The sequence below is a fragment of the Longimicrobium sp. genome, assembly GCA_036389795.1.
Classification (GTDB): Bacteria; Gemmatimonadota; Gemmatimonadetes; order Longimicrobiales; family Longimicrobiaceae; genus Longimicrobium.
Window position 1 is genome coordinate 84,449 of sequence record DASVWD010000053.1, and the last position, 26,735, is coordinate 111,183.

At 71.6% G+C, this 26,735-nt stretch carries 25 protein-coding genes; 13 read left to right on the forward strand and 12 right to left on the reverse strand.

From position 1 onward, the window contains the following. Nucleotides 1-176: 176 nt before the first annotated feature. Nucleotides 177-2,666, forward strand: a complete 2,490-nt coding sequence (locus tag VF746_06375; protein ID HEX8692023.1) for a TonB-dependent receptor — start codon at nt 177-179, stop codon at nt 2,664-2,666. A gap of 198 nt (nt 2,667-2,864) precedes the next feature. Here VF746_06375 and VF746_06380 read toward each other — a convergent pair whose 3' ends face one another. Next, complete coding sequence (locus VF746_06380; GenBank protein ID HEX8692024.1) at nt 2,865-3,044, reverse strand: hypothetical protein; 180 nt, start codon at nt 3,042-3,044, stop codon at nt 2,865-2,867. A gap of 119 nt (nt 3,045-3,163) precedes the next feature. Between VF746_06380 and VF746_06385 the strand changes: the two genes are divergently transcribed. Together VF746_06385 and VF746_06390 are read left to right on the forward strand one after the other, a co-directional pair. Next, nucleotides 3,164-3,316 carry a hypothetical protein gene (locus VF746_06385; protein ID HEX8692025.1) on the forward strand — a complete coding sequence of 51 codons (153 nt, stop codon included), beginning with the start codon at nt 3,164-3,166 and terminating at the stop codon, nt 3,314-3,316. Nucleotides 3,317-3,476: 160 nt separating this feature from the next. Next, entirely contained in the window at nt 3,477-4,082 is a 606-nt protein-coding gene (locus VF746_06390) for a TMEM175 family protein (GenBank protein HEX8692026.1), read from the forward strand. Between the two features lie 35 nt (nt 4,083-4,117). Here VF746_06390 and VF746_06395 read toward each other — a convergent pair whose 3' ends face one another. The 10 genes from VF746_06395 to VF746_06440 all read right to left on the reverse strand — a co-directional run bounded on the left by VF746_06395 (nt 4,118) and on the right by VF746_06440 (nt 12,672). Further along, entirely contained in the window at nt 4,118-4,342 is a 225-nt protein-coding gene (locus tag VF746_06395; GenBank protein ID HEX8692027.1) for a hypothetical protein, read from the reverse strand. A 140-nt stretch (nt 4,343-4,482) separates the two neighbouring features. Continuing rightward, the gene (locus VF746_06400) at nt 4,483-5,373 is read right to left on the reverse strand and encodes a hypothetical protein (protein HEX8692028.1); all 891 of its coding nucleotides are present in this window, start codon (nt 5,371-5,373) and stop codon (nt 4,483-4,485) included. Nucleotides 5,374-5,507: 134 nt separating this feature from the next. Continuing rightward, nucleotides 5,508-6,215, reverse strand: coding sequence for a succinate dehydrogenase iron-sulfur subunit (locus VF746_06405; GenBank protein HEX8692029.1), 708 nt, complete (start codon nt 6,213-6,215; stop codon nt 5,508-5,510). Beyond that, entirely contained in the window at nt 6,215-7,954 is a 1,740-nt protein-coding gene (sdhA, locus tag VF746_06410) for a succinate dehydrogenase flavoprotein subunit (protein HEX8692030.1), read from the reverse strand. The genes VF746_06405 and sdhA overlap by 1 nt, the downstream gene beginning before the upstream one ends. Next, on the reverse strand, nt 7,951-8,397 hold the full coding sequence (locus VF746_06415) for a hypothetical protein (protein ID HEX8692031.1): 447 nt from the start codon (nt 8,395-8,397) through the stop codon (nt 7,951-7,953). The genes sdhA and VF746_06415 overlap by 4 nt, the downstream gene beginning before the upstream one ends. Then, nucleotides 8,394-8,912 carry a succinate dehydrogenase, cytochrome b556 subunit gene (gene sdhC / locus VF746_06420; GenBank protein HEX8692032.1) on the reverse strand — a complete coding sequence of 173 codons (519 nt, stop codon included), beginning with the start codon at nt 8,910-8,912 and terminating at the stop codon, nt 8,394-8,396. Before sdhC ends, VF746_06415 begins: the two co-directional genes overlap by 4 nt. A 95-nt stretch (nt 8,913-9,007) precedes the next feature. Then, the gene (mdh, locus tag VF746_06425; protein ID HEX8692033.1) at nt 9,008-9,931 is read right to left on the reverse strand and encodes a malate dehydrogenase; all 924 of its coding nucleotides are present in this window, start codon (nt 9,929-9,931) and stop codon (nt 9,008-9,010) included. Between the two features lie 310 nt (nt 9,932-10,241). Then, nucleotides 10,242-10,730, reverse strand: coding sequence for a tRNA (cytidine(34)-2'-O)-methyltransferase (locus tag VF746_06430; GenBank protein HEX8692034.1), 489 nt, complete (start codon nt 10,728-10,730; stop codon nt 10,242-10,244). Nucleotides 10,731-10,867: 137 nt separating this feature from the next. Further along, nucleotides 10,868-11,689 carry a hypothetical protein gene (locus VF746_06435; protein ID HEX8692035.1) on the reverse strand — a complete coding sequence of 274 codons (822 nt, stop codon included), beginning with the start codon at nt 11,687-11,689 and terminating at the stop codon, nt 10,868-10,870. Beyond that, the gene (locus tag VF746_06440; protein ID HEX8692036.1) at nt 11,686-12,672 is read right to left on the reverse strand and encodes an ABC transporter ATP-binding protein; all 987 of its coding nucleotides are present in this window, start codon (nt 12,670-12,672) and stop codon (nt 11,686-11,688) included. Before VF746_06440 ends, VF746_06435 begins: the two co-directional genes overlap by 4 nt. Before the next feature lie 135 nt (nt 12,673-12,807). Between VF746_06440 and VF746_06445 the strand changes: the two genes are divergently transcribed. The 3 genes from VF746_06445 (at nt 12,808) to VF746_06455 (ending at nt 17,418) form a co-directional block, all read left to right on the forward strand. Further along, nucleotides 12,808-13,464, forward strand: coding sequence for a TetR/AcrR family transcriptional regulator (locus VF746_06445; protein ID HEX8692037.1), 657 nt, complete (start codon nt 12,808-12,810; stop codon nt 13,462-13,464). A 329-nt stretch (nt 13,465-13,793) separates the two neighbouring features. Then, entirely contained in the window at nt 13,794-15,521 is a 1,728-nt protein-coding gene (locus VF746_06450) for a carboxypeptidase regulatory-like domain-containing protein (GenBank protein HEX8692038.1), read from the forward strand. A gap of 172 nt (nt 15,522-15,693) precedes the next feature. Further along, nucleotides 15,694-17,418, forward strand: coding sequence for a carboxypeptidase regulatory-like domain-containing protein (locus VF746_06455; protein ID HEX8692039.1), 1,725 nt, complete (start codon nt 15,694-15,696; stop codon nt 17,416-17,418). A gap of 126 nt (nt 17,419-17,544) precedes the next feature. Here VF746_06455 and VF746_06460 read toward each other — a convergent pair whose 3' ends face one another. Further along, complete coding sequence (locus VF746_06460; GenBank protein ID HEX8692040.1) at nt 17,545-18,993, reverse strand: hypothetical protein; 1,449 nt, start codon at nt 18,991-18,993, stop codon at nt 17,545-17,547. Nucleotides 18,994-19,477: 484 nt separating this feature from the next. Between VF746_06460 and VF746_06465 the strand changes: the two genes are divergently transcribed. The 7 genes from VF746_06465 (at nt 19,478) to VF746_06495 (ending at nt 26,660) form a co-directional block, all read left to right on the forward strand. Further along, the gene (locus tag VF746_06465) at nt 19,478-20,041 is read left to right on the forward strand and encodes a DUF5683 domain-containing protein (protein ID HEX8692041.1); all 564 of its coding nucleotides are present in this window, start codon (nt 19,478-19,480) and stop codon (nt 20,039-20,041) included. Continuing rightward, nucleotides 20,034-20,849 carry a glutamate racemase gene (gene murI, locus VF746_06470; GenBank protein ID HEX8692042.1) on the forward strand — a complete coding sequence of 272 codons (816 nt, stop codon included), beginning with the start codon at nt 20,034-20,036 and terminating at the stop codon, nt 20,847-20,849. The genes VF746_06465 and murI overlap by 8 nt, the downstream gene beginning before the upstream one ends. Before the next feature lie 229 nt (nt 20,850-21,078). After that, nucleotides 21,079-22,929, forward strand: coding sequence for a DNA mismatch repair endonuclease MutL (gene mutL / locus VF746_06475; protein ID HEX8692043.1), 1,851 nt, complete (start codon nt 21,079-21,081; stop codon nt 22,927-22,929). A 321-nt stretch (nt 22,930-23,250) separates the two neighbouring features. Beyond that, entirely contained in the window at nt 23,251-24,204 is a 954-nt protein-coding gene (miaA, locus tag VF746_06480) for a tRNA (adenosine(37)-N6)-dimethylallyltransferase MiaA (protein HEX8692044.1), read from the forward strand. 318 nt (nt 24,205-24,522) lie between these two features. Continuing rightward, the gene (bshA, locus tag VF746_06485; GenBank protein ID HEX8692045.1) at nt 24,523-25,686 is read left to right on the forward strand and encodes an N-acetyl-alpha-D-glucosaminyl L-malate synthase BshA; all 1,164 of its coding nucleotides are present in this window, start codon (nt 24,523-24,525) and stop codon (nt 25,684-25,686) included. Between the two features lie 91 nt (nt 25,687-25,777). Continuing rightward, nucleotides 25,778-26,458, forward strand: coding sequence for an isoprenylcysteine carboxylmethyltransferase family protein (locus VF746_06490; protein ID HEX8692046.1), 681 nt, complete (start codon nt 25,778-25,780; stop codon nt 26,456-26,458). Between the two features lie 52 nt (nt 26,459-26,510). Continuing rightward, nucleotides 26,511-26,660: a hypothetical protein gene (locus VF746_06495; GenBank protein ID HEX8692047.1), complete on the forward strand. Its 150-nt coding sequence runs from the start codon at nt 26,511-26,513 to the stop codon at nt 26,658-26,660. The last annotated feature ends 75 nt before the right edge of the window (nt 26,661-26,735 follow it).

Sequence of the window (26,735 nt, forward strand, 5' to 3'; positions counted from 1 at the left end):
GGGCCGGGCGCGAGGCTCCTTCGTCGCAGTTTGTCCCTGGTGAAACCTCGCGGGCAGGCGGGCCGTACGGGCCGCCGTCCCCGATGCAGGGGCTCTCCCCCGATGTCTTTCGCTGGAGGTTCACCATGGACCCTCTCGACCACTCCAGCTCTTCCCGTCCAACCCGGATTTTCCTCATGAGACGAATCGTCGTCGGCGCGCTGGCCCTCTCGCTGCTGGGAGGCGGAGCGCTCCACGCCCAGAACCCCGGGGGCGCGCGGCCCGCTCCCCAGCCGCCCGCGGCGGGCCCCGGCGAGGTCCGCGGCACCGTGGTCGACGCGCAGGGCAACACCCCGATCTCCTCGGCCTCGGTGGCCGTGTGGAGCCGGGCCGACTCCGCGCTGGTCGCCGGCGCCATCGCCCGCCCGGACGGGTCGTTCGCCATCCAGGGGCTGCGCCCGGGGACCTACTACCTCCGGGTGAGCATGCTGGGGTACGGCATCTACCGGGGGAGCGAGTTCACCGTCACCGCGGAGTCGCCCCGCGCCAGCGCCGGCAGCATCCAGCTCACCCGCAGCGCCGTGGCGCTGGAGGGGATCACCGCCACCGGCGAGAGGAGCGCCGTCTCCATCGCCCCCGACCGCAACACCTACCAGGCCCGGCAGGTGGCCCCCGCGGCCGCCAACGCCAGCGAGGTGCTCGAGGCGGTGCCGTCGGTGCAGGTGGACCAGGACGGGCGCGTCAGCCTGCGCGGCAACGAGAACGTGGTGGTGCAGATCAACGGCCGCCCCTCGCCGATCCGCGGCGCGCAGCTGGCCGGGTACCTGAAGCAGCTCCCCGCCGGCACCATCGAGCGGGTGGAGGTGATCCCCAACCCCTCGGCCAAGCAGGACCCGGAGGGGATGGCGGGGATCATCAACATCGTCCTCAAGCAGAACGTCGACCTGGGGCTCTCCGGCGGGCTCACGCTGGCCTACGCCACCAGCGGCCGCTACGTGGCGTCGGGGAACCTGGGGTATCAGCGCGGCCCCGCCACGCTCTTCATGAGCTACGGCTTCAACAGCGACACGCGCGACATCGAGGGGATCAACGACCGCACCCGCCTGGGCCCGCTGCAGTCGCCGATGTCCTTCACCGAGCAGGACATCCTGGGCTCGAACGGCAACTTCGGCCACAACTTCAGCGCCAACCTCGACTACCGGCTGGGCCGGCGCGACGTGCTCACCAACGCGCTGCTGGTGAACCTGCGCGGGGCCACCGACGAGTCGCTCTCCGCCTACGAGGAGCTCGACGCCACCCGCACCCTGCTGGACGCGTACGAGCGGATCCGCGACGCCGAGAACGACAACTGGATGGTGGACTACACCCTGGCCTTCCGGCGCACGCTGCAGCCCCAGAAGCACGAGCTCTCGGCCGAGGTGCGCCTGAACCGGATGCAGGACGAGGACCGCACCGCGCTCTGGCGGCAGGGGCTCGGCTCGGGCGGGAGCGGGAGCCTGCTGGACCGCGAGATCGACGAGACCGACGCGCTCACCACGCAGCTCACGGCCCAGCTCGACTACACGCGCACGCTGGCCGAGCGCACCAAGCTGGAGACGGGCTACAAGGGCACCGGCCGCTGGCTGGACCGCGACTTCGCCGTGCTCGAGGACCCGCTCGGGACCGGGACCTGGACGACCAGCGACCGGAGCAACGCGCTGCAGTTCGACGAGACGGTGAACGCCGTGTACGGGGTGCTGAGCCACGGCACGGGCCGCTTCGACCTGCAGGCGGGCCTCCGGGCCGAGTACGCCAGCCGCGAGTTCTCGCTGGCCGACGCCGACGAGAGCTTCCCGTACGACTACGTGAGCCTCTTCCCGAGCGGGCTGGTCTCGTACAAGCTGAGCGACAACGACCAGGTGAAGCTGAGCTACTCGCGCCGCATCCGCCGGCCGGGGACCCAGGAGCTGAACCCGTTCCCGGTGTTCTTCGACCTGCAGAACGTCTTCCTGGGCAACCCCGAGCTCGACCCCGAGTACACCGACGCCATCGAGCTGGGCTTCCAGCACTCGGGCCGGCTGGGCTCGGTGCAGCTCTCGCCCTTCTACCGCCACACCACCGACGTCATCCGCTTCATCATCAACACGGACGACACGGTGGCGGGGCGCGAGGTCACCTCGATCAGCTTCCAGAACCTGGACACCGGCAACTCCTGGGGCGCGGACCTGAACGGCCAGCTCCGGCTGGGGCAGGCGTTCAACGGGTTCGCCGCCTTCAACGTGTTCAAGATGGTCACCGAGGGCGGCGGCGAGTCGACGCTCTCCTCGAACGCGGTGACGTGGTCGGCGCGGGTGAACGGCACCTACAACCTCACCCCGCGCACCTCGCTCACGGCGATGTACTTCTACCGCGCGCCGATGAAGATCGAGGGCGGCCAGTTCGACGCGATGGGCTTCGCCAACGTGTCGCTGCGGCAGAAGCTGTACGGCGAGAAGGCGAGCCTCACGCTGCGCGTGTCGGACCCGTTCAACACGCAGCGCTTCCGGGTGCGCGCCGGCGACGACAACCTCATCCAGCTCACCGAGCGCACGTTCACCTCGCGGGCGCTGCACGTGAGCTTCCAGTACAACTTCGGCCAGGCGCCGCGAGTGCGGCAGCGCCCCCAGCAGGAGCCGCCCCCGCCGTCGGGGACGCCCTTCGGGAGCTGATCACCCGGCAGGCACCACGAACGCCGAAGGGCCCCTCGCGTCGAGGGGCCCTTCGGCGTTCCGGGAGTATTCCAGGGCTCGCCGTACCCGCCGTCCCACACGCTGTCATTCCGAGGAGGAACGACGAGGAATCTACCCGACCCATGTGGGAGGCCGGTTGCTTCGTGCGGTCGTTTCCGGCGGGAGGTTTTCGGAGGATCAGCCGCCCAGCGCACCCTTCGCGAGCTGCGGCAGCAGCACGATGGCGGTGAAGCGGAGGAGCCGGCCCAGGAACCCCGCCACCAGGAAGAAGGCGAAGTTCATCTTCACGGCGCCGGCGGCCACCGTGACCACGTAGAAGGGCGGCACGCCGGCCGTGGCGCTGGCCAGGAAGAGCATTTCCCGCGAGCGGCCGCTCCTCCAGCCGCGCCTGCACCGACGTGAGCCCGCGCTGCACCCGCCCGCGCGGCAGCCTCACCACGCCGCGCCCGGCGAAGTAGAGCAGCGCCTTCCCCGCCATGGCGCCCACCGTCCCGGCCACCACCAGCGGCACCCACAGCCCGCGCGGCGCCAGCGCCGACGCGCCGATCAGGTACAGCTCCGTGTTGACGAACGGCAGCAGCGCCCCCACGCCGCAGACGGCGAACGACGTGAGGCAGAGCAGGAGGTAGGACATGCGTCCGGGCGCGGGGGAAAACGGATGTGCAAGTGTGCGTCAATCCTACACTTCCGCGCCCGTCCGCACAACCCGTGCTCCTTGAGGCCGGCGGGGGCGCGCTGTAGGTTGACAGGTCCGCGTCCCGCCCTCTCTCACCTCCCGTAACTCAGCCGATGACCAAGGGCCGTCTCGAAGCGTTCAGCGACGCGGTGGTCGCGATCCTGATCACCATCATGGTGCTGGAGCTGGAAGTGCCCCACGACGCGGATCTGAACGCGTTGCGTCCGCTGCTGCCAAAGTTCCTGACCTACGTGCTGAGCTTCGTCTTCCTCGGCATCTACTGGAACAACCACCACCACATGCTCCACCTGGCCGGCCGGATCAACGGCCGCATCCTGTGGGCGAACCTGCACCTGCTGTTCTGGCTGTCGCTGGTTCCGTTCGTCACGGGGTGGATGGGCGAGAACCACTTCGCCCCGCTACCGGTCGCGGTCTACGGCATGGTGCTGCTCGCGGCCGCCCTGGCGTACTGGGTGCTGGAACGCGCGATCATCGCGGAGCAGGGCCCGGAGTCGCCGCTGGCCCAGGCGGTCGGCAGCAGGTGGAAGGAGAACGTCTCGCCGGTGCTGTACGCCGCGGCGATCGCGCTGGCCTGGGTCGCCACCTGGATCTCGCTGGCGCTCTACGTCCTGGTGGCGCTCCTGTGGCTCGCCCCGGATCCGCGCATCGAGGCGCGGCTGCGCTCGGCGGCTGCCCCCGGGCACAGGGCAGCGGAGTAGACCGGTTCCGCGGTCGATCCCGAGTTCTATTCGGTTTAGAGCGTCAGATCAGAATCAGAATCGTCCGCGTCCCAGGGGAACGGAATCTCCAACCGGACTTGCGGATGAAATGCGCGCCGCACGCATTCGAGATGTGCGTAGAACGTCTGGGCGCCGTTTTCCTTCGCGCCGCTTATGGTCACTGCGACCGGTTCGTCACCTTCTACTCTTCCCGGTTTGTAGCAGAAACAGCAGGCGAACTCGAAACGGATCGGCACCATGGCCGGATCGGGCGCATACGCCCGCGTACGATAAGGGGTCCACTCACCTGGCGCGCGCTCTACGTCCGCGCCGTGCGATACAGAATCGCTTTCTTCACCTCGCTGATGGCTCTGGTGATGCGGACCTCGCGGGGAAGGCCTCACCACGTCCGATCAACGGTAGTCGGCTCAAGCCGTGCACGCGTACCGGTAACTTCGTGCCAGAGCTGGTTCGCAGTCTCTGCTACGAGTAGAGCGGTCTCCCGAGGACGGATCGATGGATTTCGTCCGCTAGCTGAAGCATGTGCTCCGCTATTGCGAAGTGTCCGAAGGTAATGGAGCAGCGATTTGGTATCTGTGCCGATCAGACGTTGCTTCTTCTTTTTCCATTGTACGCGATACACGAGTTCGATTAGATCGTAGAAGTCAGCTTCATGGGCGGGTGACGATTTGCCTTTGACACTGATTGAGAGTTTACGGACTTCTGCTATTTTCCGCAGCACGCCTTCGAGTCCGCGGCCGGCGATCAGTAGCGCCACGTCATCGAAACCAACGGAGAAGAGATTGCGAGCCAGCAGGAAGTCAGCTTCCAGCTCACTCGGAAGGTCAATGTTGTCGAGGATGAAACGTTCATCGTCAGATCCCAATGCAGCATACCCGGTGAGAAGTTCCTCTGCGTCCGTAACAAATTGATTGATCTCATAACAGCGGCGCTTCATCTCGTAACCGTCCCAGTACTGCACCACTGAATTTTGATGGAGAAAACCATATGCCGCGCTACTATCTACAAGCCGCTTGTGGTATACGAGCAATGTCTCACCGGCGTATATACCGTCGCGCACTAGATCCCAAGCAGCATCCAGGAGCTTCTTGCTACACGGGGGAGGCTCTCTCTCACGTCCCTTGAATCCGAGTTCAGCCAAGCCTTCGAGAGCCTTCCTGAGATCGTCTGCGGCTTTGTGGAGGTTCCTCTCGTTCTCAAACCAGACCGCTCGATGCGATGTCCGTACCTGGGTCACTCCACGGATCAGCACGGGTTCTACTGCTTCCATGAACTCGTCAGATGAGGACCAAAGCCATACCATGGGAGCCCTGCCTTGAAGCGTTGCTGACCAAGAGCGAGAAAAGAGCCGGCCCGATCGCAATCACGCGTATGGGGCTGGCTCTTTTACAACTATGGAGCGCATCACGCCCGCGCCGTGCCGTACAGGATCGCCTTCTTCACCTCGCCGATGGCCTTGGTGATGCGGATCTCGCGGGGGCAGGCCTCGGTGCAGTTGAAGATGGTGCGGCAGCGCCACACGCCCTCGCGGTCGTTCAGGATCTCCAGCCGCTCGGCCGCAGCGTCGTCGCGGCTGTCGAAGATGAAGCGGTGCGCGTTCACGATGGCCGCCGGGCCCACGAACTCCTCGTCGGCCCAGAAGCTGGGGCAGCTGGTGGTGCAGGCCGCGCACAGGATGCACTTGGTGGTGTCGTCGAAGCGCTCGCGGTCTTCCACCGTCTGCAGCCGCTCGCGCTCGGGCGGGCGGGAGTCGTTGACGAAGAACGGCAGCACCGAGCGGTACTGCGCGAAGAACGGCTCCATGTCCACCACCATGTCCTTGATCACCCGGAAGCCCATCAGCGGCTCCACGGTGCACGTGTCTCCCACGTCGCGGATCAACACCTTGCAGGCCAGGCGGTTCACCCCGTTGATGCGCATGGCGTCGGAGCCGCAGATCCCGTGGGCGCAGCTGCGGCGGTAGGTGAGCGTGCCGTCCTGGTACCACTTCACCGTGTTCAGCGCGTCGAGCACGCGGTCCGTCGGGTCGGCCTCCACCTGGTACTCGGCCCAGTAGGGACGGTCGTCGGTCTCGGGGTTGAAGCGGAGGATGCGTAAGCTCACCTGCGGCATCAGTACACCCTCTCCTTCGGCTGGAACTTGGTGATCGTCACCGGCTTGTACGAGATCGACAGCCCCCCGCCCTCCGCGCGCGTCACCAGCGAGTGCTTGAGCCAGCCGGCGTCGTCGCGCTTCTCGTAGTCCTCGCGCATGTGGGCGCCGCGGCTCTCGGTGCGGTTGAGCGCCGCCAGCGTGGTCACCTCGGCCAGGTCCAGCAGGTTGCCCAGCTCCCACGCCTCCAGCAGGTCGGTGTTGAACTGCCGGCCGCGGTCCATCACCTGCACCCGCCGGTAGCGCTCCTGCAGCTCGCGGATCCTGCCCAGCGCCTCGGTCATCCCCTCTCCGGTGCGGTAGATGCCGACGTCGTCCTGCATCACGTCCTGCATCTCCTCGCGCAGCTTCGCGGCCGGCTCGCCGTTCTCGGTCGCCAGCAGCGCCCCGAAGCGCTCCTCCACCCGCGCCGTGGGGTCGGCCGGGAGCGGCGGCAGGTCGGCCTCGGCGCAGAAGCGCGCCATGTCAATCCCCCCGCGCCGGCCGAAGACGACCAGGTCGAGCAGCGAGTTGGTCCCCAGCCGGTTGGCCCCGTGCACCGAGACGCACGCGCACTCCCCGGCCGCGTAGAGCCCCGGGATCACCTGGTTGTTCGCGTCCACCGCCCGGCACCAGACGTCGGTGGGGATGCCGCCCATGGCGTAGTGCGCCGTGGGCTGGATCGGCATCGGCTCCTTCACCGGGTCGATGCCGAGGTAGGTGCGGCAGAAGTCGGCGATGTCGGGGAGCTTGTGCTCGATCACCTCGCTGCCCAGGTGCGTGGCGTCGAGGTAGACGTACTTCTTCCCGCCGATCCCGCGACCCTCGCGGATCTCCTTGTGGATGGCGCGGGAGACCACGTCGCGGCTCGCCAGGTCCTTCATGGTCGGCGCGTAGCGCTCCATGAAACGCTCGCCGTGGTCGTTGCGCAGCACCCCGCCCTCGCCGCGCACCCCCTCGGTGATCAGGATCCCCAGGCGGTAGATGCCGGTGGGGTGGAACTGGAAGAACTCCATGTCCTCCAGCGGGATCCCGGCCCGGAGCGCCACCGCCACCCCGTCGCCCGTGTTGGCGTGCGCGTTGGAGGTGATCGACCACACCCGCCCGAAGCCGCCGGTGGCGAACTCCACCGCCTTCGCGTGGAAGACGTGCAGGTCGCCCGACTGCACGTGCCAGGCGACCACCCCGCAGCAGCGGCCGTCGCCGGAGAGCAGGACGTCGACCACCTGGAACTCGTCATAGAAGTCGACGCCGTTCTTGATGCAGTTCTGGTAGAGCGTCTGCAGGATCATGTGCCCGGTGCGGTCGGCCGCGTAGCAGCTCCGGCGCACGGGACCCTGCCCGAAGTGGTGCGTGTGCCCGCCGAAGGGGCGCTGGGCGATCTTCCCGTCGGCCGTGCGGGAAAAGGGCAGCCCCATGTGCTCCAGCTCGATGATGACGGGGACCGCCTCCTCGCACATGATCTCGATGGCGTCCTGGTCGCCCAGGTAGTCCGACCCCTTCACGGTGTCGAACGCGTGCCACTCGGGGTGGTCTTCCTCCAGGTTGGCCAGCGCCGCGCAGATCCCGCCCTGCGCCGCGCCGGTGTGGCTGCGCGTGGGATACAGCTTGGAGATGACGGCCGTGCGCAGCTCCGGCTCGCGGGAGAGGTAGATGGCCGTCATCAGCCCGGCCCCGCCGCCGCCCACCACCAGCGCGTCGTAGGTGTGCGTGTGGATCATGCCGCCGCCGCCCCCCGCGGGATCGCGGGATCGAAGGTCAGCAGCGCGAACACCGCCCAGGCGAGCGCGGCCAGCACGATCGTGTAGGCGACGGCCTTCACCGCCACGCGCAGGCCCGGCCGGCGCACGTAGTCCTCGATGCTGTAGCGCAGGCCGTTCAGCCCGTGCAGCATGGCGAAGACGGCGAGCCCCACGTTGAAGAGGCGCCAGAAGGGGTTGGTCCAGCGCTCGCGCACCAGGTCGGCCGAGAGGTGCTCCACCCCGACGACCAGGTTCCACCAGGTGAGGTGGTAGAGCGCCATGAAGATCAGCAGCAGCCCGCTGATGCGCATGAAGAACCAGGAGTACAGCTCGAAGTTGCCGCGCCGGCCCTTGCGGGCGGGAAGCTGGTAGCCGCCGCCCCGCCTGGCCTCGCCGCGCGCCTCCGGCATCGCCGTGCTCATCGCGGCCCCTCCGGCAGCGGCGGGACGGCCGCCGGCTGCCGCGCCGCGGGCCCCTGGTAGCTCTCGATCGCCGGCTGCGCGGCCTCCAGGCGCCGCCGGTGCCGCTCGGCGCCCGGCTCCTCGGCCAGGCCCAGCATCGGCGCCAGCATGATCCAGGCGACCGGGAGGATGGCGAGCGCCGCCGCCCCGCCCACCGCCCAGGTGAGCCGGCGCTGGTGCACCATCACCATCGGCCAGAAGTCCTGGACGATGATCCGGAGGCCGTTCAGGGCGTGGTAGAGGACGGAGAAGAAGATGAGCAGCTCGGCCACCCGGAAGAACGGGCTGCGGTAGAGGTCGAGCGTGTGGTCGTAGAAGTCCGGCCAGTAGATCACCACCGCGGTGTCGATCACGTGGATGACCAGGAAGGCCAGGATGCCGAGCCCCGTGACCCGGTGCAGGAGCCAGGACCACATCCCCTCCCGCCCCCGGTAGCGCAGCGCCGTCCACAGGCCGCGGACGTTGCGTGTAGCCATTGCGTCCTCTTTCGTCGGCTTCGCAGAAGCCGGTTACGCGAGCCGCGCCGCGCTCCCGAAAGCGGGGGCGCGGCGCGGCGTCTTTCGCCACTCCGTTACTGGACCAGCCGCATCGGCTCGCGGACGGCCTCGGCGCTCTGCTCGAGCGCGGCGCGCTCCTCGGCGGTCAGCTCCACCTCGACGATCTTCTCCATCCCGCCGCGCCCCAGCTTGACGGGGACTCCCAGGAAGAGGTCCCGCATCCCGTACTCGCCCTGCAGCCAGGCGGCGCAGGGGAGGATGCGCTTCTTGTCCTTCACGATCGCCTCGGCCATCTGCACGGCGCCGGCGGAGGGCGCGTAGTAGGCCGAGCCGGTCTTCAGGTAGCCCACGATCTCGGCGCCGCCCTTGCGCGTGCGGTCGACGATGGCGTCGAGCTTCGCGCGGTCGATCAGCTGGGTGACGGGGATGCCGGAGACCGTGGTGTAGGAGATGAGCGGCACCATGGTGTCGCCGTGGCCGCCCAGCACCATGGCCTGGATGTCTTCCACCGACACGTCCAGCTCCATGGCCAGGAAGGCGCGGTAGCGCGCGGTGTCGAGCACGCCGGCCATCCCCACCACCCGCTCGCGGGGGAAGCCGCTGGCCTTCATGGCCACGTAGCACATCACGTCCAGCGGGTTGCTGACCATGATGATGATGGAGTCGGGCGACACGCGGGCGATGTTCTCGCTCACCTGGCGGACGATGCCGGCGTTGGTGTTGAGCAGGTCGTCGCGGCTCATCCCGGGCTTGCGCGCGATGCCGGCGGTGACGATGTAGATCCCCGAGCCGGCGGACTCCTCGTAGCCGTTGGAGCCGACGACGCGGGAGTCGAAGCCCTCGATGGGAGCGGACTGCCACTGGTCGAGCCCCTTCCCCTGCGGGATCCCCTCCACCACGTCGATGAGCACCACCTCGCGGGCGAGCTCCTTCTCCGCCACGCGCTGGGCCGCCGTGGCGCCCACGTTCCCCGCCCCGACTACCGTGATCTTGTCCATCGTCTCGGCCAGATGATTGAAGTTGTCCGCCGCCGCGGGTGCCCCCCGCGGGCGGCGGACAACGTAGACCGCGCCCCCTGCGGTGTCAACGGAGCAAAAGCGCGTTGCGGCGGCGGTGTTTCGGCGCGGAATCCCGAACGAACGGCCGTCCGGGACGGCCGGTGTCGACGCGGCGGCGGGGGCCCTCTCCCTGGCGCCCGAGGCGCCTGTCCCTCCCCCAAAACAACCTGGGGGAGGGACTCCGGCGCTTCGCGCGACGAGCATGGCCGCCTTCCTCGCGCCGAGGCCGGCTACGGGTCGGCGTGACGCATCAACCTCCGGCGTCGCGTCCGGACGCCTGCCGGATCGCCTCGTAGAGCGCCACGCCGACGGCTGTCGCCAGGTTGAGGCTGCGCGCGCCCTCGCGCATGGGGATGCGCAGGCTGCGCCCGGGCTCGGCGGCGAGGAGGTCGTCCGGCAGCCCGCGCGACTCGGGGCCGAAGAGGAGCACGTCGCCCGGCGCGAAGCCGGCGTCCCAGATCGTCCGCTCCGCCTTCGTGGTCAGCTTCCAGACGCGCCGCCCCGCCACGGCGGCCGCGAAGTCGTCCCAGGCCACGTGGCGGGTGTAGTCCACGTCTTCCCAGTAGTCCATCACCGCGCGCCTGGCCTGGGGGTGGCGGAACGAGAAGCCCAGCCGCCCGATCAGGTGCAGCGGCGAGCCCGTGGCCGCGCACAGCCGCGCCACGTTCCCCGCGTTCGGCGGGATCTCGGGCTCGTACAGCGCCACGTGCAGCGGGTCGGCGAGCGGGAGCGGGGTCATCGGTCCGGGGATCAGGCAAAAGATTTTTCTCACGCAGAGTCAGCAGAGTCAGCAGAGAACACACCGCATGCCGTGGTTTTCTCTGCTGACTCTGCTGCTCTGCGTGAGGCCTGGGGTTTTGTTTCCCGGCTCTGGTGTCACCCCAGCGCCCGGCGCTCGAAGGCGCGCATCCCCAGGACGCCGAAGAGCGCGGTGAGCGCCACCAGCGCCGCCAGCACCACCCACAGAGGCATGTGCGGCACCGCGGGGGTGAGCGTGCCGCGCAGCCCCTCGGCCACGTACACCAGCGGGTTCGCCAGCACCGCGTACTTGACGGCGGGCACCGGGTCCAGCCCGCGCCAGGGGTAGTACGCGCAGCCGAAGAAGATCATCGGCACCAGGATCACGCTGAACATGGTGCCCACGTGCTGCGGCGCGACCGCCGTCCCCAGCCAGAGCCCCAGCGCCGCGAACGCCGCCGCCCCCAGCACCAGCACCGCCAGCGCCGCGCCCGCGTGCGCCAGCGTGAGACCCGGCACCGGCCCCATCACCAGGCGGGCGGCGGGGAGCACGAAGAGCGCGGCGGCGAGCGCCTGCAGCACGCCGGCCGCCACCTTCTCCCCCGCCACCACTCCGATGGGGATGGGCGCCAGCAGCCGGTCCTCGATCTCGCGCGTGACCGCGAAGTCGGTGATCATCGGGATCGACACCGACTGCACCGCCGCCATCGCCAGCGACATGCCCAGCACCCCCGGGAGGAGCGCCGCCGTGTAGCCGCGCTCCATGAACCCGATCTTCGGCAGCAGCCAGCCGAACACCACCACGAAGAGGAGCGGCTGCATGGTGACGCGCAGCAGGAACATCGCCAGCTCGCGGCGCGCCACGCGCGCGTCGCGCCGCAGCAGCGCCGCGAACACCGCCAGCGGGCTCACGCGCGGCGGCTCGGCCGCGGGGTCGTAGGGGAGGGCGGCGGTGCTCATGCGGCCAGGTTCCTTCCGGTGAGGGAGATGAAGAGCGTTTCCAGGCTGGGGCGGGCCAGGTGGATGTCGCGCACGGTGCGCCCCCGTCCCTCGGCGGCCGCGATCAGCGCCGGGATCACCTCGCCGCCGCGCCCGCTGTACGCGCGCAGCAGCGGCCCCCGGGCCTCGGCGCGGTCCACCCCGGGCACGGCGGCCGCCGCCTCGGCCGCGGGACCGGCGTCGCCGTCCAGCGCCAGCTCCACCAGGGTGCCGCCGGGGGCCCGCGCCTTGAGCCGCTCCGGGGTGTCGGCCGCCAGCACCCGGCCGCGGTCGATCACCGCCACGCGCCCGCAGAGGCGGTCGGCCTCCTCCATGTAGTGCGTGGCGAGCACGACGGTGCGCCCCTCGGCGTGCAGCTCGCCCAGCACGTCCCAGAGCGCCAGGCGGGCGGCCGGGTCCAGCCCCGCGGTGGGCTCGTCCAGGAACAGCACCCGCGGCTCGTGCATCAGCGCGCGGGCGATCATCAGCCGCTGCTGCTGGCCGCCGGAGAGCGCGTCGGTCCTGGCGCCCTGCCGGTCGGCGATCCCCAGCCGGTCCAGGAGCGCCGCGGCCCGCGCGAGCGCGACGGCCTTGGGGATGCCGAAGTAGGCGGCGTGGAAGACCAGGTTCTCCACCACGCTCAGCGCGCGGTCGGGGTTCGGCCGCTGCGGCACCACCCCGATCCGCCGCCGCACCTCCACCGGCCGCTCCGCCACGTCCACCCCCTCCACCCGTGCGCTCCCGCCGCTCGGGCGCACCCGGGTGGTGAGGATCCCCAGCGTGGTGCTCTTGCCCGCCCCGTTCGGCCCCAGCACGCCGAACAGCTCTCCCCGCTCCACGCACAGGTCCAGCCCGTCCAGCGCCAGCACCTCCGCCGGCGGCGGCGCCCCGCGCGGGGGGCGGCCCGGCATGCGGGGCGGGGGATACAGCTTGCGCAGGCCGACGGTCTCGATCGCGGGCGTCATCTCTTCCTCGGTGGATCGGGGATGGGGCGGCCGAATCGCGACAGCTTGCGTACCGGGCCGCGGGAGGTCAAATTGCGAACACAGATTCGCATCTGTACGCGAATCTAGATTCACGTTTCCGGGGAGTCAAGGCCCGTGAGCGACGGCGATCCGATCCACGCGCCCCGGCAGGCGCGCAGCCGCCAGACGCTGGCGAAGCTGCTGGACGCGGCCGAGGCGGTGCTGGCCGAGGAGGGGCTTGAGGGCGCGACGGTGCCGGCGATCGCCGGCCGCGCGGGGCTCTCGGTGGGGGTGGTCTACCGGCGCTTCCCCGACAAGGACGCGCTGATGCGGGCCGTCTTCGCCCGCTTCTTCGAGCGCCGGCGCGAGGAGAACGCGGCGAAGCTGGCGCCGGAGCTGTGGGCGGGGGTGCCGCCGGAGCGCGCGGTGGAGCTGCTGATCCGCGGCATCGTGGCCGGCTACCGGCAGAACCGGCGGCTGCTGGGCGCGCTCCTGCGCTACGCCGAGGGCCACCCCGACGCCGGGTTCCGCCGCCGCGCCGACGAGATGAACGCGAGCACGCTGGAGCAGGTGGCCCGCCTGGTGCTCGAGCGCCGCGAGCGCGTCGGCCACCCCGCGCCCGGGCCGGCGGTCCGCTTCGCGCTGCTGACCGTGGGGCTGGTGCTCAAGGGCGTCCTCCTGGCCGACCCGCCCCCGCCGCGCATCTTCCTCGACGAAAGCCTCTCGCTGGAAGACGAGCTGACCCGCATGGTGCTCGGCTACCTGGGCCTGGAGAGCGAGGAGGGCGGTTGAGGCCCCCACGCCGCTGGGGAGGCCTTCCGCCGTCGCTCGTGCTCTTTGCGATTCTGATCGGGAATCCGTAGGGGCGAGGCATGCCTCGACCGACGATGCCGGCTCATGCGCGGAAGGCGGCCCCTTGCGCCGATGCCGCTGTGCTCGGACTCGCATGCTCGCCCCTACGAAACTCATCGCGTTGAGAGGATCAGGCGCAATCATCGGCTCGGATTCGCAAGGAGATTCAGCCGCCTTCGTCCAATCCCCCGTTCCCTCGTCAGTTTTCTCCCTCCCCGCGCATTGTTTCACAGCGTCCCCAGCGCCCCATCCTCCCGCCCCCGACCCGCATGACCGCGCGCGCTCTCCTCCTCGCCGCCGCCCTCGCCCTCCTCGCCCTCGCGCGCCCGGCGCTCGCGCAGACCGTCCGTGGCGAGCTGGTGGAGCGGGGGAGCGGGCGGCCGATCCCGGGCGCGCTGGTGCTCCTGCTGGACGCTCGCGGCGCGCGCGCGAACACCGCGCTCACCCGCGCGGACGGGCGCTTCACGCTGCGGGCGCCGCGCGCGGGCACCTACACCCTGCGCGCGGAGCGGGTGGGCTTCCGCAGCGTCACTTCGGCGCCGCTCGCGCTGGGCGTCGACCAGACGGTCGCCTACCGGCTGCAGGGCGACGAGGAGACCGTGTCGCTGCGGGGGATCACCGCGCGCAGCGGCCGCCGCTGCCGCGCCCGCCCCGGCTCCGGGCAGGCCACCGCCGTGCTCTGGGAGGAGGCGCGCAAGGCGATCGCGGCGACGGCGCACGCGGCCGAGGAGCGGCTCCTGCGCTACGACCTGCAGCTCTTCGAGCGCGAGACGTCGCCCGCCGGCCTGGTGGTGGCGGACGAGCGCCGGCAGGTCTCCGGCCAGGCCCGCACCCCGTTCCACGCCACCGGCGTCGACACCCTGGCGCGCCACGGCTTCGTGCGCGTGGACGGCGACTCGCTGGTGTACGACGCGCCCGACGCGCAGGTGCTCCTCTCCGACGAGTTCCTGGAGCACCATTGCTTCCGGGTGGAGGAGAGCGCCGAGCACCCGGGGTGGATCGGGCTGGCCTTCGAGCCCGTGCGCGCGCGGCGGGTGGCCGAGGTGGCGGGCGTGCTCTGGCTGGAGCGCGCCACGGCGGAGCTCAAGCTGCTGCAGTACCGCTACGTGCGCCTCCCCGGCCGCATGCCGGACGACGCCGCCCGCGGCCGGGTGGAGTTCGAGCGCCTCCCCACGGGCCAGTGGATCGTGCGCCGCTGGGCGATCCGCATGCCGCAGTACGCCCTCGCCGCCGCGTTTCCCGAGCTGCGCGGCGCCCGCGGCCCCGCCGAGGGGGCCGTGACCACGCGGCTCCTCTCCGTGCGCGAGGCGGGCGGCGAGGTGGCCTCCGCCTCGATCCGCGAGGCGGCGGCCGCGGGGCAGGGGCCGCGGGTGGGGCGGGTGACGGGAGTGGTCTGGGACAGCGTCGCCGGGCGGCCGCTGGCGGGCGCGCGCGTCTACCTCTCCGGCACCGGGTGGGCCGACACCACCGACGCCGAGGGAAGGTTCGAGCTCCCCGGCGTGGCCGAGGGGCGCTACACCCTCTCCTACGGGCACCCGGCGCTCGCCCACTGGGGCGCGACGGCCGCCCCGGCGCTGGTGGAGGTGCGGCCCGACACCGCCGCCCGCGCCGAGCTGGGCCTCCCCTCGCTCACGACGCTGGCGGCCACGCACTGCACGCCCGAGGACCTGCGCTGGATGGAGTGCTCGCGCGGCGTGGTGATGGGCGTGGTGACCGTGGACGGCGTCCCCCGGCGCGGCGTGCGGGTGCGCTACACCTACGCCTGGAAGGAGCCCGGCTGGACCGCGGTGAGCTACCCGTACGTCGAGGTGGATACGGACGAGAACGGCTTCTACGCGGCGTGCCGCCTCCCCACCGGGATGCGGCTCCGGCTGCAGGTGCGGCACGGCGACGGGATCTGGCGCGAGCAGGTGATCTTCCACCGCCTCATCGCGCGCTACGACATCCGCGTCCCCGCCAACGTCGTCGAGCGCGCTCCCGGCGAATCACGGCGCTGAATCGAGATCCGGAACCGGAGTCTCACACGGAGTCAACGGAGTCAACGGAGATTCTCTCGTCGTACTCCGTTGACTCCGTTCCCTCCGTGTGAGGCTTTTTCGAACGGCGGACTTGCCGCGCGACATCGCCGGAAGCACTGTTCGGAAGATCCCGATCCACCCGAAACCGCCGATGCGCTGCGCCCTCCTCCTCGCCGCCCTCGCGCTCCTCCTCCCCCGCGCGGCCGCCGCCCAGGTGGTCCGCGGCGAGGTGGTGGAGCGCGGGAGCGGCCGTCCGGTGGCCGCGGCGCTGGTGGTGCTGCTGGACGCGGGCGGCGCGCGGCGGGGGGCCGCCCTCACCGGGCAGGACGGCCGCTTCGAGCTGCGCGCGCCCTCCGCCGGCACCTACACCCTGCGCGCCGAGCGCGTCGGCTACCGCAGCATCGCCTCGCCCCCGCTCGCGCTCGCCGCCGGGCAGACGCTCGAGTACCGGCTGGAGAGCGGCGCCGAGGCGGTGACGCTGGAGGGGATCACGGCGCGGGGCACCCGCCGCTGCCGCCCGCGCCCCGGCGCCGCCCAGGCCACCGCGGTGCTCTGGGAAGAGGCCCGCAAGGCGCTCTCGGCCGCGGCGCACGTGTACGACGCGGAGCTGCTGGACTTCGACCTGGTCCTCTACCGGCGCGACCTGCACCCCGCCTCGCTCTCCGTGGAGAGCGACGAGCGCGAGCGGCGCTCGGGGCAGGCGCGCACCCCCTTCGCCAGCCAGCCGGTGGAGTACCTCTCGCGCCACGGTTTCGTGCGCGAGGAGGGCGACTCCACCGTCTTCGACGCGCCCGACGCGCACGTGCTCCTCTCGGACCTCTTCCTGGACGACCACTGCTTCCGCGTGGAGGAAGACGAGGAGCACGCGGGGATGGTGGGGCTCGCCTTCGAGCCGGTGCCAGCGCGGCACCGCACGCCCGAGGTGGCGGGGGTGCTGTGGCTGGACCGCAGGACGGCGGAGCTGCGGCGGCTGGAGTACCGCTACGTGAACCTCCCGGCCCCGCTGATGAGCGCGGGCGCCGGCGGGCGGGTGGAGTTCGAACGGCTCCCCACGGGGAAGTGGATCGTGAGCCGCTGGTGGATCCGTATGCCGATCTTCGGGCGCACGGCCGAGATCGGGCGGATCAGCGGCGGGCGCGAGCCGATCCTGGCGCGCTTCGGGAGCGAGCTGCGGTGGATCCGCGAGGGGGGCGGCGAGGTGGTCTCCACCTCCGTCCGCGAGGCGGGGAGGACGGGCGGCGCGGCGGGGGCGCAGCGCGCCGCGGCGGGCGCGGGGCGGATCTCCGGGGTGGTGTGGGACAGCCTGGGCGGGGGCCCGGCGGCCGGCGCGCGCGTCTTCCTCTCCGGCACGCAGTGGTCCGCCGTGGCCGACTCGGCGGGCCGCTTCGTGCTGGACGGGGTCCCCGAGGGGCGCTACACCGCCTCCTTCGCGCACCCCGCGCTCGCCGCGTGGGGCGCCGTGCCGGGGTCGTCGCCCGTGGAAGTGCGCGCGGGAGAGGAGGGCCGGGTGGCGCTCGGCACCCCGTCGCGGGCGACGCGGGTCGCGCGCGCCTGCCCGGCCGGGGAGCCGGAGCGCTTCCCGGGCGTGGTGATGGGCGTCGTCACGCGCGAGGGGCGCCCCCAGGCCCGGGTGAAGGTGGCGCTCACCTGGCGCGGGTACAACGTCGTGTCCGGCTCCGTGTTCACCCGGTCCACGGGGATGGAGGCGGAGACGGACGACAACGGCTTCTACGCCGTCTGCGGCCTCCCCACCGACCTGGAGCTCCACGTGGAGGTGGCGAGCGCCGGCGCCACCTTCCGCGACCGCCTGAGCCTCCGGGGCCAGCCCTTCGCCCGCCACGACATCCGCCTGGACGCCTCGCGGAACGGGCCGTGAGCCTCTCGCAGTCGAATCCGGAAAACTTCAGGGCTCACGCAGAGTCAGCAGAGTCGGCAGAGGAGCCCCTCGCTCGGCTCTGCTGACTCTGCGTGAGAAACGTATCTGCGGATTTGGCGGAAGCTCCTACGTCCGCGGCATGCGGCCGGCGATCTCGGCGAAGCGGGGCTGCTGGCGCAGGGGATCGAGGAGGCGGTCGTTGGCCAGGGTGGCCGCGGGGAGGCGGCCGGAGTCGACCGCGCAGGCCAGGGCGTCGAGCGCGGGGTCCGTCTCGCCCGACTGGGCCAGGGCGCGCGCCAGCGAGTAGCAGACGCCGGGGTCGCGCGGCCGGATCGCCTCGGCGATGCGCAGCAGGTAGACGGCGCGGGCATAGTCGCGCTGGCTCATGTAGCGCCCCTGCTCGAGCCCCCCTGTCCAGGCGAACGCCAGCGCCAGGAGCCGCCTCGCGGACATCGCCGCGTCCCGGTCCGTGCTGTCGGCGGCCTCGCGCTTGAGCCGCTCCACCTCCAGCGTGGCCAGCGAGCGGCCCTGCGGCGGCAGGCGCGGCTCGCTCCGCACCTCGGCGAGCCAGGCGAGCAGCCGCTCGCTGTAGGGGCGCCAGCGCGCGGCCAGCGCGTCGCGGCGGGCGGCCGCGCGCTGCACGCCGCGGTCGCGCTCCAGGGCGATCCGCCGCGCCTCGGCCTCGGCCACGTCGCGCAGGCCCCCGAAGTCCGCCACCAGCGAGCGGTACTCCCGGAGCGCGTCCACGCCCGCGCCGGCCGCCTCCAGCGCGCGCGCCCTGGCCAGCCGGGCGGCGAGCACGGAGTCGATCCACGGCTCGTCGCGCGGGGCGAGCCCCGACTTCATGGCCTGGAGCTGCAGCCACTCCAGCGCCTCGGCCGCCACCTCCTTCGGCGGCCACGAGTGCGGGCCGGCGAAGGTGACCAGGCGGTGCGGGTGGTGCGTGGCCGCGAGCAGCGTGTCCACGGCGAACATCTCGTCGTGGTTGAAGTCCAGGTCGCCCACGGTGTTGTAGACGGCGAACGGCTTGAGCCTGGGCAGCATCGCGCGCCAGACCCCCGTCTGCGAGGGGAAGCCGGCGCCCACCGCCACGATCCCCGCCAGGTTGCCGTCGAGCTGCACCGCCGTGCCCCACGCGTGCCGCGCCGTGCCCGAGAAGCCCGCCAGGTAGAGCCGCCGCGTGTCGATCGAGAGGTTCTGCTGCGCGTCCAGCAGCATGGCGTCGAGCGAGGCGTCGTTCACGGTGGCGGCCGAGTCGGCGTCGCTCAGCGTGTTGTACGAGCTCATCAGCACCCAGCCGTTGCGTTCGGCGGCCTCGCGGAACAGCTCCATGGGCACCATCGCCCGTCCGCGCGGGTCCATCAGGATCAGCAGCGGCCAGGTCTTCTCGCGCGTGTAGGCGGAAGGCAGGTAGAGCGCGTAGCTGCGCCCCGCGTCCGCGCGCGTGGCGATCTTCGCCACCACGCGGCCGGGCGTGACCGAGTCGGCCGCGGGCTGCTGCGCCGCGAGCCCGCCTGTCAGCAGGAGCGCGGCGAGCGCCGGGGCGGCGGGGACGGAGAGTCGGCGGATCGTCATCGTCGAAACGGGGAAGAGCCCGCGTGGAAGATCGAAGCTCGCGGTGGGGAGGACGGCGCCCCCGCAACCGCGCTAGAACGAATCCTAGCGCCGGAGTCTGACGCCTGTCACCCCCGCGGGACGAAGCGTGCAGCGCGGGGGCGGGAGGTTGAAAGGCGGCTGAAGCCGCGGCAACAACTGCGGAAAGCCTCGCAAACCCCGCGAGGCTTCAACAGCCTCGAACCTGCGCCGACGAGCCGGGAAAGCTCCCTCCACCGCGCAGCGGGGGAGGGACCGGCGCGCCAGGCGCCAGGGAGGGGACCCCTCGCCGCCGCGCCGATCTCCGCCAGGCGAGCGGAGACCGGCCGCGGGTCCTCTCGCACTTTCGCACTCACGCACTCCTCACCATCCCGCACTTTCGCCCGCCCGCCCTTCCCGCTACCGTTCCACCGCGCCCGGGACCGCGCCTTGCAGCCGGACGCTCCACCCCGCTCCGCCGACGACGATGACCCAGCCTCCGTGGCGCCGCCTGGCGATCCTGCTTCCGCTGGCCGTGCTGGCCCTGGCGGCGCCCGCGCGCGCGCAGGTGACGCCCGACACCGCGCGCCCGCTGCAGGTGCGCGACACCACGCCGGCCGCGCGGCGCGACACGGCGCAGCGGCGCTACCGCATCTCGCCGCGCGGGGCGTTCCTGCGCTCGCTGGTGCTGCCGGGGTGGGGGCAGTCGGCCATCGGCGCGCCGGGGCGGGGGGCGGTCTACTTCGGGCTGGAGGCGGGGAGCCTGTGGATGGTCTACAAGTCCGACCGCAAGCTCCAGGAGTCGCGCCGCCGCGACGGCGCGCTGCGCGAGCAGGGGCTGCTGGAGGAGGGGCAGGTGAGCGGCCTCACGCGCGACCGCCGCGCCCAGCGCGAGGACTGGATCACCCTGTCGGTGTTCTGGCTCTTCTTCTCGGGCGCCGACGCCTTCGTGGCCGCCCACCTGCGCGACTTCGACGAGCACGTGAACGTGGAGCCCGCCCCCACCGGCGGCCTGCAGCTCGAGGCCAGCATCCCCGTGGGCAATGAGTGAGCTCGCCGCGCCCGTCGCCATCTTCGACTCCGGGATCGGTGGCCTGAGCGTCGCCCGGGAGATCCGGGGCGCCCTGCCGTCCGAGCACCTCCTCTACGTGGCCGACCACGCCTACGTCCCCTACGGCGGCCGCACGACCGAGGAGGTGCGCGCGCGCACGCTGGCCGCCGGGCGCTGGCTGGAGGCGCAGGGCGCCAAGGTCCTGGTCGTCGCCTGCAACACCGCCTCGGGCGCCGCGCTGGAGCACCTGCGCGAGCACCTGGGGATCCCCGTCGTGGGCCTGGAGCCGGCCGTGAAGCCCGCCGTCGCCCTGTCGAAGGCGGGCCGCGTGGGGGTGATGGCGACGGTGGGGACGCTGGCCTCCGAGCGCTACGCCCGGCTCGTCGAAAACTACGGCGACGGCGCGCGGGTGGTCCCGCAGCCCTGCCCCGGCCTGGCCGACCTGATCGAGGACGGCCACCTGGACGGCGACGAGCTGAAGGCCGCCCTGGTCCCGCTCACCGAGCCGCTCCGGCGCGAGGGGGTGGACGTGGTGGTGCTCGGCTGCACGCACTACCCGTTCGTGCGCGACGCCATCGCCGCCGCGCTGGGGCCCGACGTGCGCATCATCGACAGCGCCCCGGCCATCGCCCGCCGCGTCCGCCAGGTGCTCGCCGAGGCCGGCGCCCTGGCGGCGGGCGGCGAGGGGTCGCTCCGCCTCCTCACCACGGGCGACCCCGCCGAGGTCGCCCCCGTGGTCGCCCGCGTCTGGGGCTCCCCCCTCCCCGTCGCGCACGTGGACGTCACGGAGCCCGCCCCGGCGCGATAGGCATCTGTCGCGGCGAGACCAGCCTCGCCCGTCATTCTTCCGCCGAACTTCGCCTCCACCAGGGGGTTGGCCTTCACAGCCTCGCGCGGTTCGCGAGGCTTCCTGCTTTTGTTGCTGCGGCTTCAGCCGCCCTTCGCCCTGCCCCCTCGCCTTGCCCGTTGACCCGCCCCCCCTCCCCGGGCTACCTTCCCCCGCACCCGAACTTCACCCGAAGAGACGACCGCCGACGATGCCGCGCCGGATCCACGTCCTCCCCGACAAGCTCGCCAACCAGATCGCCGCCGGGGAGGTGGTCGAGCGTCCCGCGTCGGTGGTCAAGGAACTGGTGGAGAACGCGCTCGACGCGGGCGCCGCGCGGGTGGAGATCACGATCCGGAACGGCGGGAAGACGGAGATCCGCGTGGCCGACGACGGGCACGGGATGGGTCGCGAGGACGCCCTCCTCTCCGTCGACCGCCACGCCACCAGCAAGATCCGGAGCGAGGCCGACCTGGCCGCCATCCGCACGCTGGGCTTCCGCGGCGAGGCGCTCCCCTCCATCGCCTCGGTGTCGCGGCTGGCGCTGGAGACCGCCGAGCGCGACGGCGACGGCACCCGCGTGCTGGTCGTCGCCGGGCAGATGGCGGGCGTGGAAGACTGCGCGCGGCGGCGGGGCACCACCGTCACCGTGCGGAGCCTCTTCTTCAACGTCCCCGCCCGGGCCAAGTTCCTGCGCTCCACCGCGGCCGAGAACCGCGCCGTGAGCGAGGTGGTGACCACGCTGGCGCTCGCCTCGCCGCAGGTGGCGTTCACGCTGGACGGCGGCGGGCGCGACGTGCTCACCCTCCCCGCGGCCGCCACCACGGCCGAGCGCGTGGCCGCCATCTGGGGCGGCGACGCGGCCGACGAGCTGATCTCCGTGGCGCACCGCGAGGGCTCCGTGGCCGTCACCGGGCTGGTGCAGCGCCCCCACGCCTCGCGCCCCGGCGCCCGGCGCACGTACCTCTTCGTCAACGGCCGCGCCTTCGGCGACCGGGCGCTGGTGCGCGCCGCCGACCGAGCGTACCGCACCACCATCCCGCAGGGCGTCTACCCCTCGCTCTTCCTCTTCCTGGAGGTCCCCGACGGCGAGGTGGACGTGAACGTGCACCCCGCCAAGGCCGAGGTGCGCTTCCGCGACCGCATCGGCGTGGAGCGCGCCGTGGAGGCGGGGATCCGCGCCGCCCTGGCCGGGCTGGAGAGCACCCCGGCCATCGGCGCGCGCGCCGCCGCGGCCGTCTCCGTCTCCTCCGCCACCGGCGAGCCCGTGCGCTACGGGCTGGAGCCCGGCTACGGCGCCGGCGTGGTGCGCGAGCCGCGCGCGGCCGGCTTCTCCACCACCGCGTCCGCCCAGGCGGTCGCCGCGCCCGGATCGCCCGAGTCGCAGATGACGCTCTTCGTCGCCGGCGGCGGCGCGGCTCCGGCGGAGGCGGGCGCTCCCGCGGCGGCGCCGACGGTGCTGCGCGAGGACGGGCTGTTCGGCGGGCAGCCGATGATGTGGCAGGTGCACAACACCTACATCCTGGCCGAGACGAGGAGCGGGCTGATCCTGGTGGACCAGCACTCGGCCCACGAGCGGGTGCTGTACGAGGAGATCGTGCGCGGCTTCGACTCGGGCGACGTGGCCAGCCAGCGCCTTCTCTTCCCGATCACGCTGCGGCTCTCCCCGGCCGAGTACGACATCGTGGAGCAGGTGCGCGGGGTGCTGGAGCGCGCGGGCTTCGAGGTGGAGCCGTTCGGGGGGCGGGCGATCATCGTGCACTCCGTCCCCAACCCGCACCCGTACTTCGACGCCGAGCGCTGCCTGCGCGAGGTGATCGCCGAGCTGGCCGAGGGCTCGCCGCTGGTGGACTCGGCGCGGACGCAGCACCAGCGGATCGCGCTGTCGATGGCGTGCAAGGGCGCCATCAAGGCCGGCCAGAAGCTGACCCAGCGGGAGATGAGCGAGCTCTTCGACCGCCTCTTCGCCACCGAGCTCCCCTACCACGACATCCACGGCCGCCCCACGGTGATCCAGCTCTCGCTGACCGAGCTGCACCGGCGGTTCGGGCGGAGTGCGTGATGAGGAAAGTGCGAAGTGCGAGGTGCGAAGTGCGAAGTGCTAGGGATTCGGAACATTGATTGTCATCCCGAAGGCGCCGCCGGACTCCGGTGCGGACGCGGTTTCGGGGCGGCGGCGCCTTCGGGATCTACTCAGCCTTCCTGATGGTTGGCCTCCGTGACAGACAGCCGGCGCCCAGCCGCATCGAGTAGATCCCTCGGAGCATCCAACCCATGGTGCCGGACGCAGCTTACGTCGGACGCTCCCTCGGGACGACATCCTTTGGCCGGCCCGGCCGCCTGCGCCGCCTTGTCGCACTTCGCACCCCGCACTTCGCACTGGATGTTCGACGCCCTCGCCATCGTCGGCCCCACCTCGTCGGGGAAGACCGCGCTCTCCATCGAGGTCGCGCGGCGGCTGGACGGCGAGGTGGTCTCGATGGACTCGCGCTCCGTCTACCGGGGGATGGACGTCGGCACCGCCAAGCCGACGCCCGAGGAGCGCGGCGGCGTCCCGCACCACGGCATCGACATCGCCGAGCCGTCGGAGCGCTTCAACGCCGGCCGCTGGGCGCGCTACGCGCGGGAGAAGATCGCCGAGATCCGCGCCCGCGGCCGCGTCCCGATGCTGGTGGGCGGGAGCGGCTTCTTCCTGCGCGCGCTCACCGACCCGATCTTCCACGAGCCGGAGCTGGACCCCGAGCGCCGCGCGCGCCTGGCGGAGCGGATGGAGGAGATGCCCGACGAGGAGCTGCACCGCTGGCTGGCGGCGCTCGACCCCGACGCGGCGGAGCGGCTGCGCCGCTGGGGCGGCCGCCAGCGCCTGACCCGCGCGCTGGAGGTGCCGCTGCTCACCGGCCGCCCGCTCTCGTGGTGGCACAGGAGCTCGCCGCCCGAGGCGCCGGGCGTGCCGGTGCTCGCCTTCATCCTGGACGTGCCGCGCGAGCTCCTCTTCGAGAGGATCGGCCGCCGGGTGGACGAGATGGTGCGGCTGGGGCTGGTGGAGGAGGTGCGGGATCTGGTGGCCCGCTACGGCGAGGAGGCTCCCGGCCTCAACGCCCACGGCTACGCCGAGCTGATCCCCTACCTGCGCGGCGAGCGGACGCTTGCAGAGGCGCTGGAGCTGGTGCGCCGGAACACCCGCGCCTACACGAAGCGCCAGGAGACCTGGAACCGCAGGCAGCTCCCCCCCGGCTCCGTCCGCCTCGACGCCACCCGCCCGCGCGAGGAGCTGGTCGAAGAGATCGTGCGGCGCTGGAACGAAAGTGCCCGGTCCCCAGTGCCCGGTGCCCGGTAACGGTGCACCCTGTCGCAGCCGCGCGCGAAGTTGCAGTTTGCAGTTGAAGCCTCACGCAGTTCGTGAGGCTTTCTGCAGTTGTTGCTGCGGCTTCAGCCGCCCGGCCCGAAGCCGGCCGGTTCGCACCGGGCCGGGATCACGGCACCGATCTTCCGCTGTCCGGGTACTGAAGCGCCATCGCTGGCACAGGGTGTCCGGCGGCCGGGGTGTCTCGGACTCGAGGACCTGGAGCGAAGTGCCTGGGAAGAACGCACTTCGCACCTCGCACTTCGCACTTCTGACTGGGGCACTGGGCCCTTGGCACTGGGGACTGGTTCGATGAAGATCGGCATCACCTGCTACCCCACCTACGGCGGCTCGGGCGCCATCGCCACCGAGCTGGGGATCGCGCTGGCCGAGCGCGGGCACGAGATCCACTTCATCTCGTACGCGCAGCCGTTCCGCCTCCCCCACTTCATGGAGCGCGTCTTCTTCCACGAAGTGGAGATGGTGCACTACCCGCTCTTCGAGCACAACAACTACTCGCTCACCCTGGCGGCGGTGATGCACGAGACCGTGGCGCGCCAGGGGCTGGACCTGCTGCACGTGCACTACGCCATCCCGCACGCCACCAGCGCCTGGATCGCCAAGGAGATGCTGGGGCCCGGGCACCCGCTCAAGATCGTCACCACCCTGCACGGCACCGACATCACCCTGATCGGCCAGGAGCGCAACTTCTGGGAGATCACCCGCTTCTCCATCCAGAAGTCCGACGGCATCACCTCCGTCTCCGACTACCTCAAGAGCGAGACGGTCGACGCCTTCCAGGTCTCCGCCGACGACATCGAGGTGATCCCCAACTTCGTCGACCCCGAGGCGTACAACCGCCAGCGCTACCCCTGCTGGAAGACCGCCTTCCTGCGCGACGGCGAGAAGCTGGTGCTGCACGTCTCCAACTTCCGCCCCGTCAAGCGCGTGCGCGACGTGGTGCGGATCTTCGCCCGGCTCACGCGCGAGGTGCCCAGCCGCCTGGTGTTCGTGGGCGACGGCCCCGAGCGCCCGGAGGCCGCCGACGAGGCGCGGCTGCAGGGCGTCACCGACCGCGTGGTGTTCCTGGGGAAGCAGGACTCCGTGGCCGAGATCATGGCGTGCGCCGACCTGCTGCTGCTGCCGTCGCAGAACGAGTCGTTCGGCCTGGTGGCGCTGGAGGCGATGGCCAGCGGCGTCCCCGTGGTGGCGACCACGGCCGGCGGCCTCCCCGAGGTGGTGGACAGCGGCGAGACCGGCTACCTGGGCCCCGTCGGCGGCGTGGAGGAGATGGCGGAGGGGGCGATCGAGATCCTGCGCGACCCCGCGCGCTGGCGCGCCATGAGCGAGGCCGCCCGCGTGAGCGCCGTCGAGCGCTACGGCGTGGAGAGGGTCATCCCCCAGTACGAGCGCTACTACGAGCGCATCCTGGCCGGCGCGCCGAAGGAAGAGCCCGCGCTGGTGCCTGCCGATTGAGTGCAGGATTTCGGGCGCTTCGACCCGATCGCGACCGCCATGCACCTGAGCGTCACCCGGCCGCGTATTCCACCATGCTCCGGGGGTACCGATGCTCAGGGTCCTTGCCCGGCTCGTAGCCGATGCGGCACTGGTCGCGATCCCCCTCTTCGTTTCAGCCGGGACGCTCGCGTGGTGGCGCGCCTGGGTGCTGCTGGCGGTGCTGCTGCTCGTCAGGACTGTCGGCGCGGTCGCCGTATACCGTGTGAACCCCGCCCTGCTTCGAGAGCGTGCCGGGCTGCCGGTCCACGGTGATCAACCCTGGACCGACAGACTGCTCCTGCTTGCCGTGATAACCACGGGATTCGTGGGACTGCCGGCCATCGCCGGCTTCGACGTGTTCCGCTGGCATGTGCTGCCCCGGCCGGCGCCGCTGCTCGCCGACCTCGGCCTGGTCCTGTTTACGTTCGGGTGGGGAATCAAGGCCCTCGCGCTTCGGGCGAATGCTTTCGCGACCACCGTGGTCCGTTTGCAACGTGAGCGAAAGCATGCCCTGGTGGACACCGGGGTATACGGGATCGTGCGGCACCCGTTCTACGCCGGGACTCCGCTGGTCCTCGCAGGTCTGGGCTTGTGGTTGGAATCGTATGCCGCGGCGCTGTTCGCGGTCGTGCCGATCACTTTCATGGTGATGCGGCTCGAGCTGGAGGAACGCTTTCTCCGGCGCGAATTGCTTGGTTACAGTGAGTACGCGGCGCGCGTGCCGCATCGGCTGCTCCCGGGCATCTGGTAGCAAGCGGCGGATTTACCGCGAGTTGCTGGTGCCAGTGCGGCCTGACGGTCGGATGAAGCTGACGGGCGACGCCGCCCGCGTGAGCGCCGTCGAGCGCTACGGTGTGGAGAAGGTCATCCCCCAGTACGAGCGCTACTACGAGCGCATCCTGGCCGGCGAGAAGTCCCTAGCCGAGGAGCCCGCGCTGGTCCCCGCTGACTGAGTGGAGTGGGTCGGTATATTGTCCGGACAGCAGAGCGGGTCGTGAGGCACTCAAAGCTGCACTTCAGAGTGTAAG

Coding starts and splice junctions, on each gene's coding strand:
- mutL (HEX8692043.1), top strand. CDS start 21,079: ATGCCGCGCCGGATCCACGTCCTCCCCGACAAGCTCGCCAACCAGATC.
- VF746_06490 (HEX8692046.1), top strand. CDS start 25,778: ATGCTCAGGGTCCTTGCCCGGCTCGTAGCCGATGCGGCACTGGTCGCG.
- miaA (HEX8692044.1), top strand. CDS start 23,251: ATGTTCGACGCCCTCGCCATCGTCGGCCCCACCTCGTCGGGGAAGACC.
- VF746_06405 (HEX8692029.1), bottom strand. CDS start 6,215: ATGCCGCAGGTGAGCTTACGCATCCTCCGCTTCAACCCCGAGACCGAC.
- VF746_06385 (HEX8692025.1), top strand. CDS start 3,164: ATGGCGCCCACCGTCCCGGCCACCACCAGCGGCACCCACAGCCCGCGC.
- VF746_06390 (HEX8692026.1), top strand. CDS start 3,477: ATGACCAAGGGCCGTCTCGAAGCGTTCAGCGACGCGGTGGTCGCGATC.
- VF746_06465 (HEX8692041.1), top strand. CDS start 19,478: ATGACCCAGCCTCCGTGGCGCCGCCTGGCGATCCTGCTTCCGCTGGCC.
- VF746_06455 (HEX8692039.1), top strand. CDS start 15,694: ATGCGCTGCGCCCTCCTCCTCGCCGCCCTCGCGCTCCTCCTCCCCCGC.
- VF746_06460 (HEX8692040.1), bottom strand. CDS start 18,993: ATGACGATCCGCCGACTCTCCGTCCCCGCCGCCCCGGCGCTCGCCGCG.
- VF746_06380 (HEX8692024.1), bottom strand. CDS start 3,044: ATGCTCTTCCTGGCCAGCGCCACGGCCGGCGTGCCGCCCTTCTACGTG.
- mdh (HEX8692033.1), bottom strand. CDS start 9,931: ATGGACAAGATCACGGTAGTCGGGGCGGGGAACGTGGGCGCCACGGCG.
- VF746_06430 (HEX8692034.1), bottom strand. CDS start 10,730: ATGACCCCGCTCCCGCTCGCCGACCCGCTGCACGTGGCGCTGTACGAG.
- sdhC (HEX8692032.1), bottom strand. CDS start 8,912: ATGGCTACACGCAACGTCCGCGGCCTGTGGACGGCGCTGCGCTACCGG.
- VF746_06395 (HEX8692027.1), bottom strand. CDS start 4,342: ATGGTGCCGATCCGTTTCGAGTTCGCCTGCTGTTTCTGCTACAAACCG.
- VF746_06440 (HEX8692036.1), bottom strand. CDS start 12,672: ATGACGCCCGCGATCGAGACCGTCGGCCTGCGCAAGCTGTATCCCCCG.
- bshA (HEX8692045.1), top strand. CDS start 24,523: ATGAAGATCGGCATCACCTGCTACCCCACCTACGGCGGCTCGGGCGCC.
- VF746_06435 (HEX8692035.1), bottom strand. CDS start 11,689: ATGAGCACCGCCGCCCTCCCCTACGACCCCGCGGCCGAGCCGCCGCGC.
- VF746_06495 (HEX8692047.1), top strand. CDS start 26,511: ATGAAGCTGACGGGCGACGCCGCCCGCGTGAGCGCCGTCGAGCGCTAC.
- VF746_06375 (HEX8692023.1), top strand. CDS start 177: ATGAGACGAATCGTCGTCGGCGCGCTGGCCCTCTCGCTGCTGGGAGGC.
- VF746_06450 (HEX8692038.1), top strand. CDS start 13,794: ATGACCGCGCGCGCTCTCCTCCTCGCCGCCGCCCTCGCCCTCCTCGCC.
- sdhA (HEX8692030.1), bottom strand. CDS start 7,954: ATGATCCACACGCACACCTACGACGCGCTGGTGGTGGGCGGCGGCGGG.
- VF746_06400 (HEX8692028.1), bottom strand. CDS start 5,373: ATGGAAGCAGTAGAACCCGTGCTGATCCGTGGAGTGACCCAGGTACGG.
- murI (HEX8692042.1), top strand. CDS start 20,034: ATGAGTGAGCTCGCCGCGCCCGTCGCCATCTTCGACTCCGGGATCGGT.
- VF746_06415 (HEX8692031.1), bottom strand. CDS start 8,397: ATGAGCACGGCGATGCCGGAGGCGCGCGGCGAGGCCAGGCGGGGCGGC.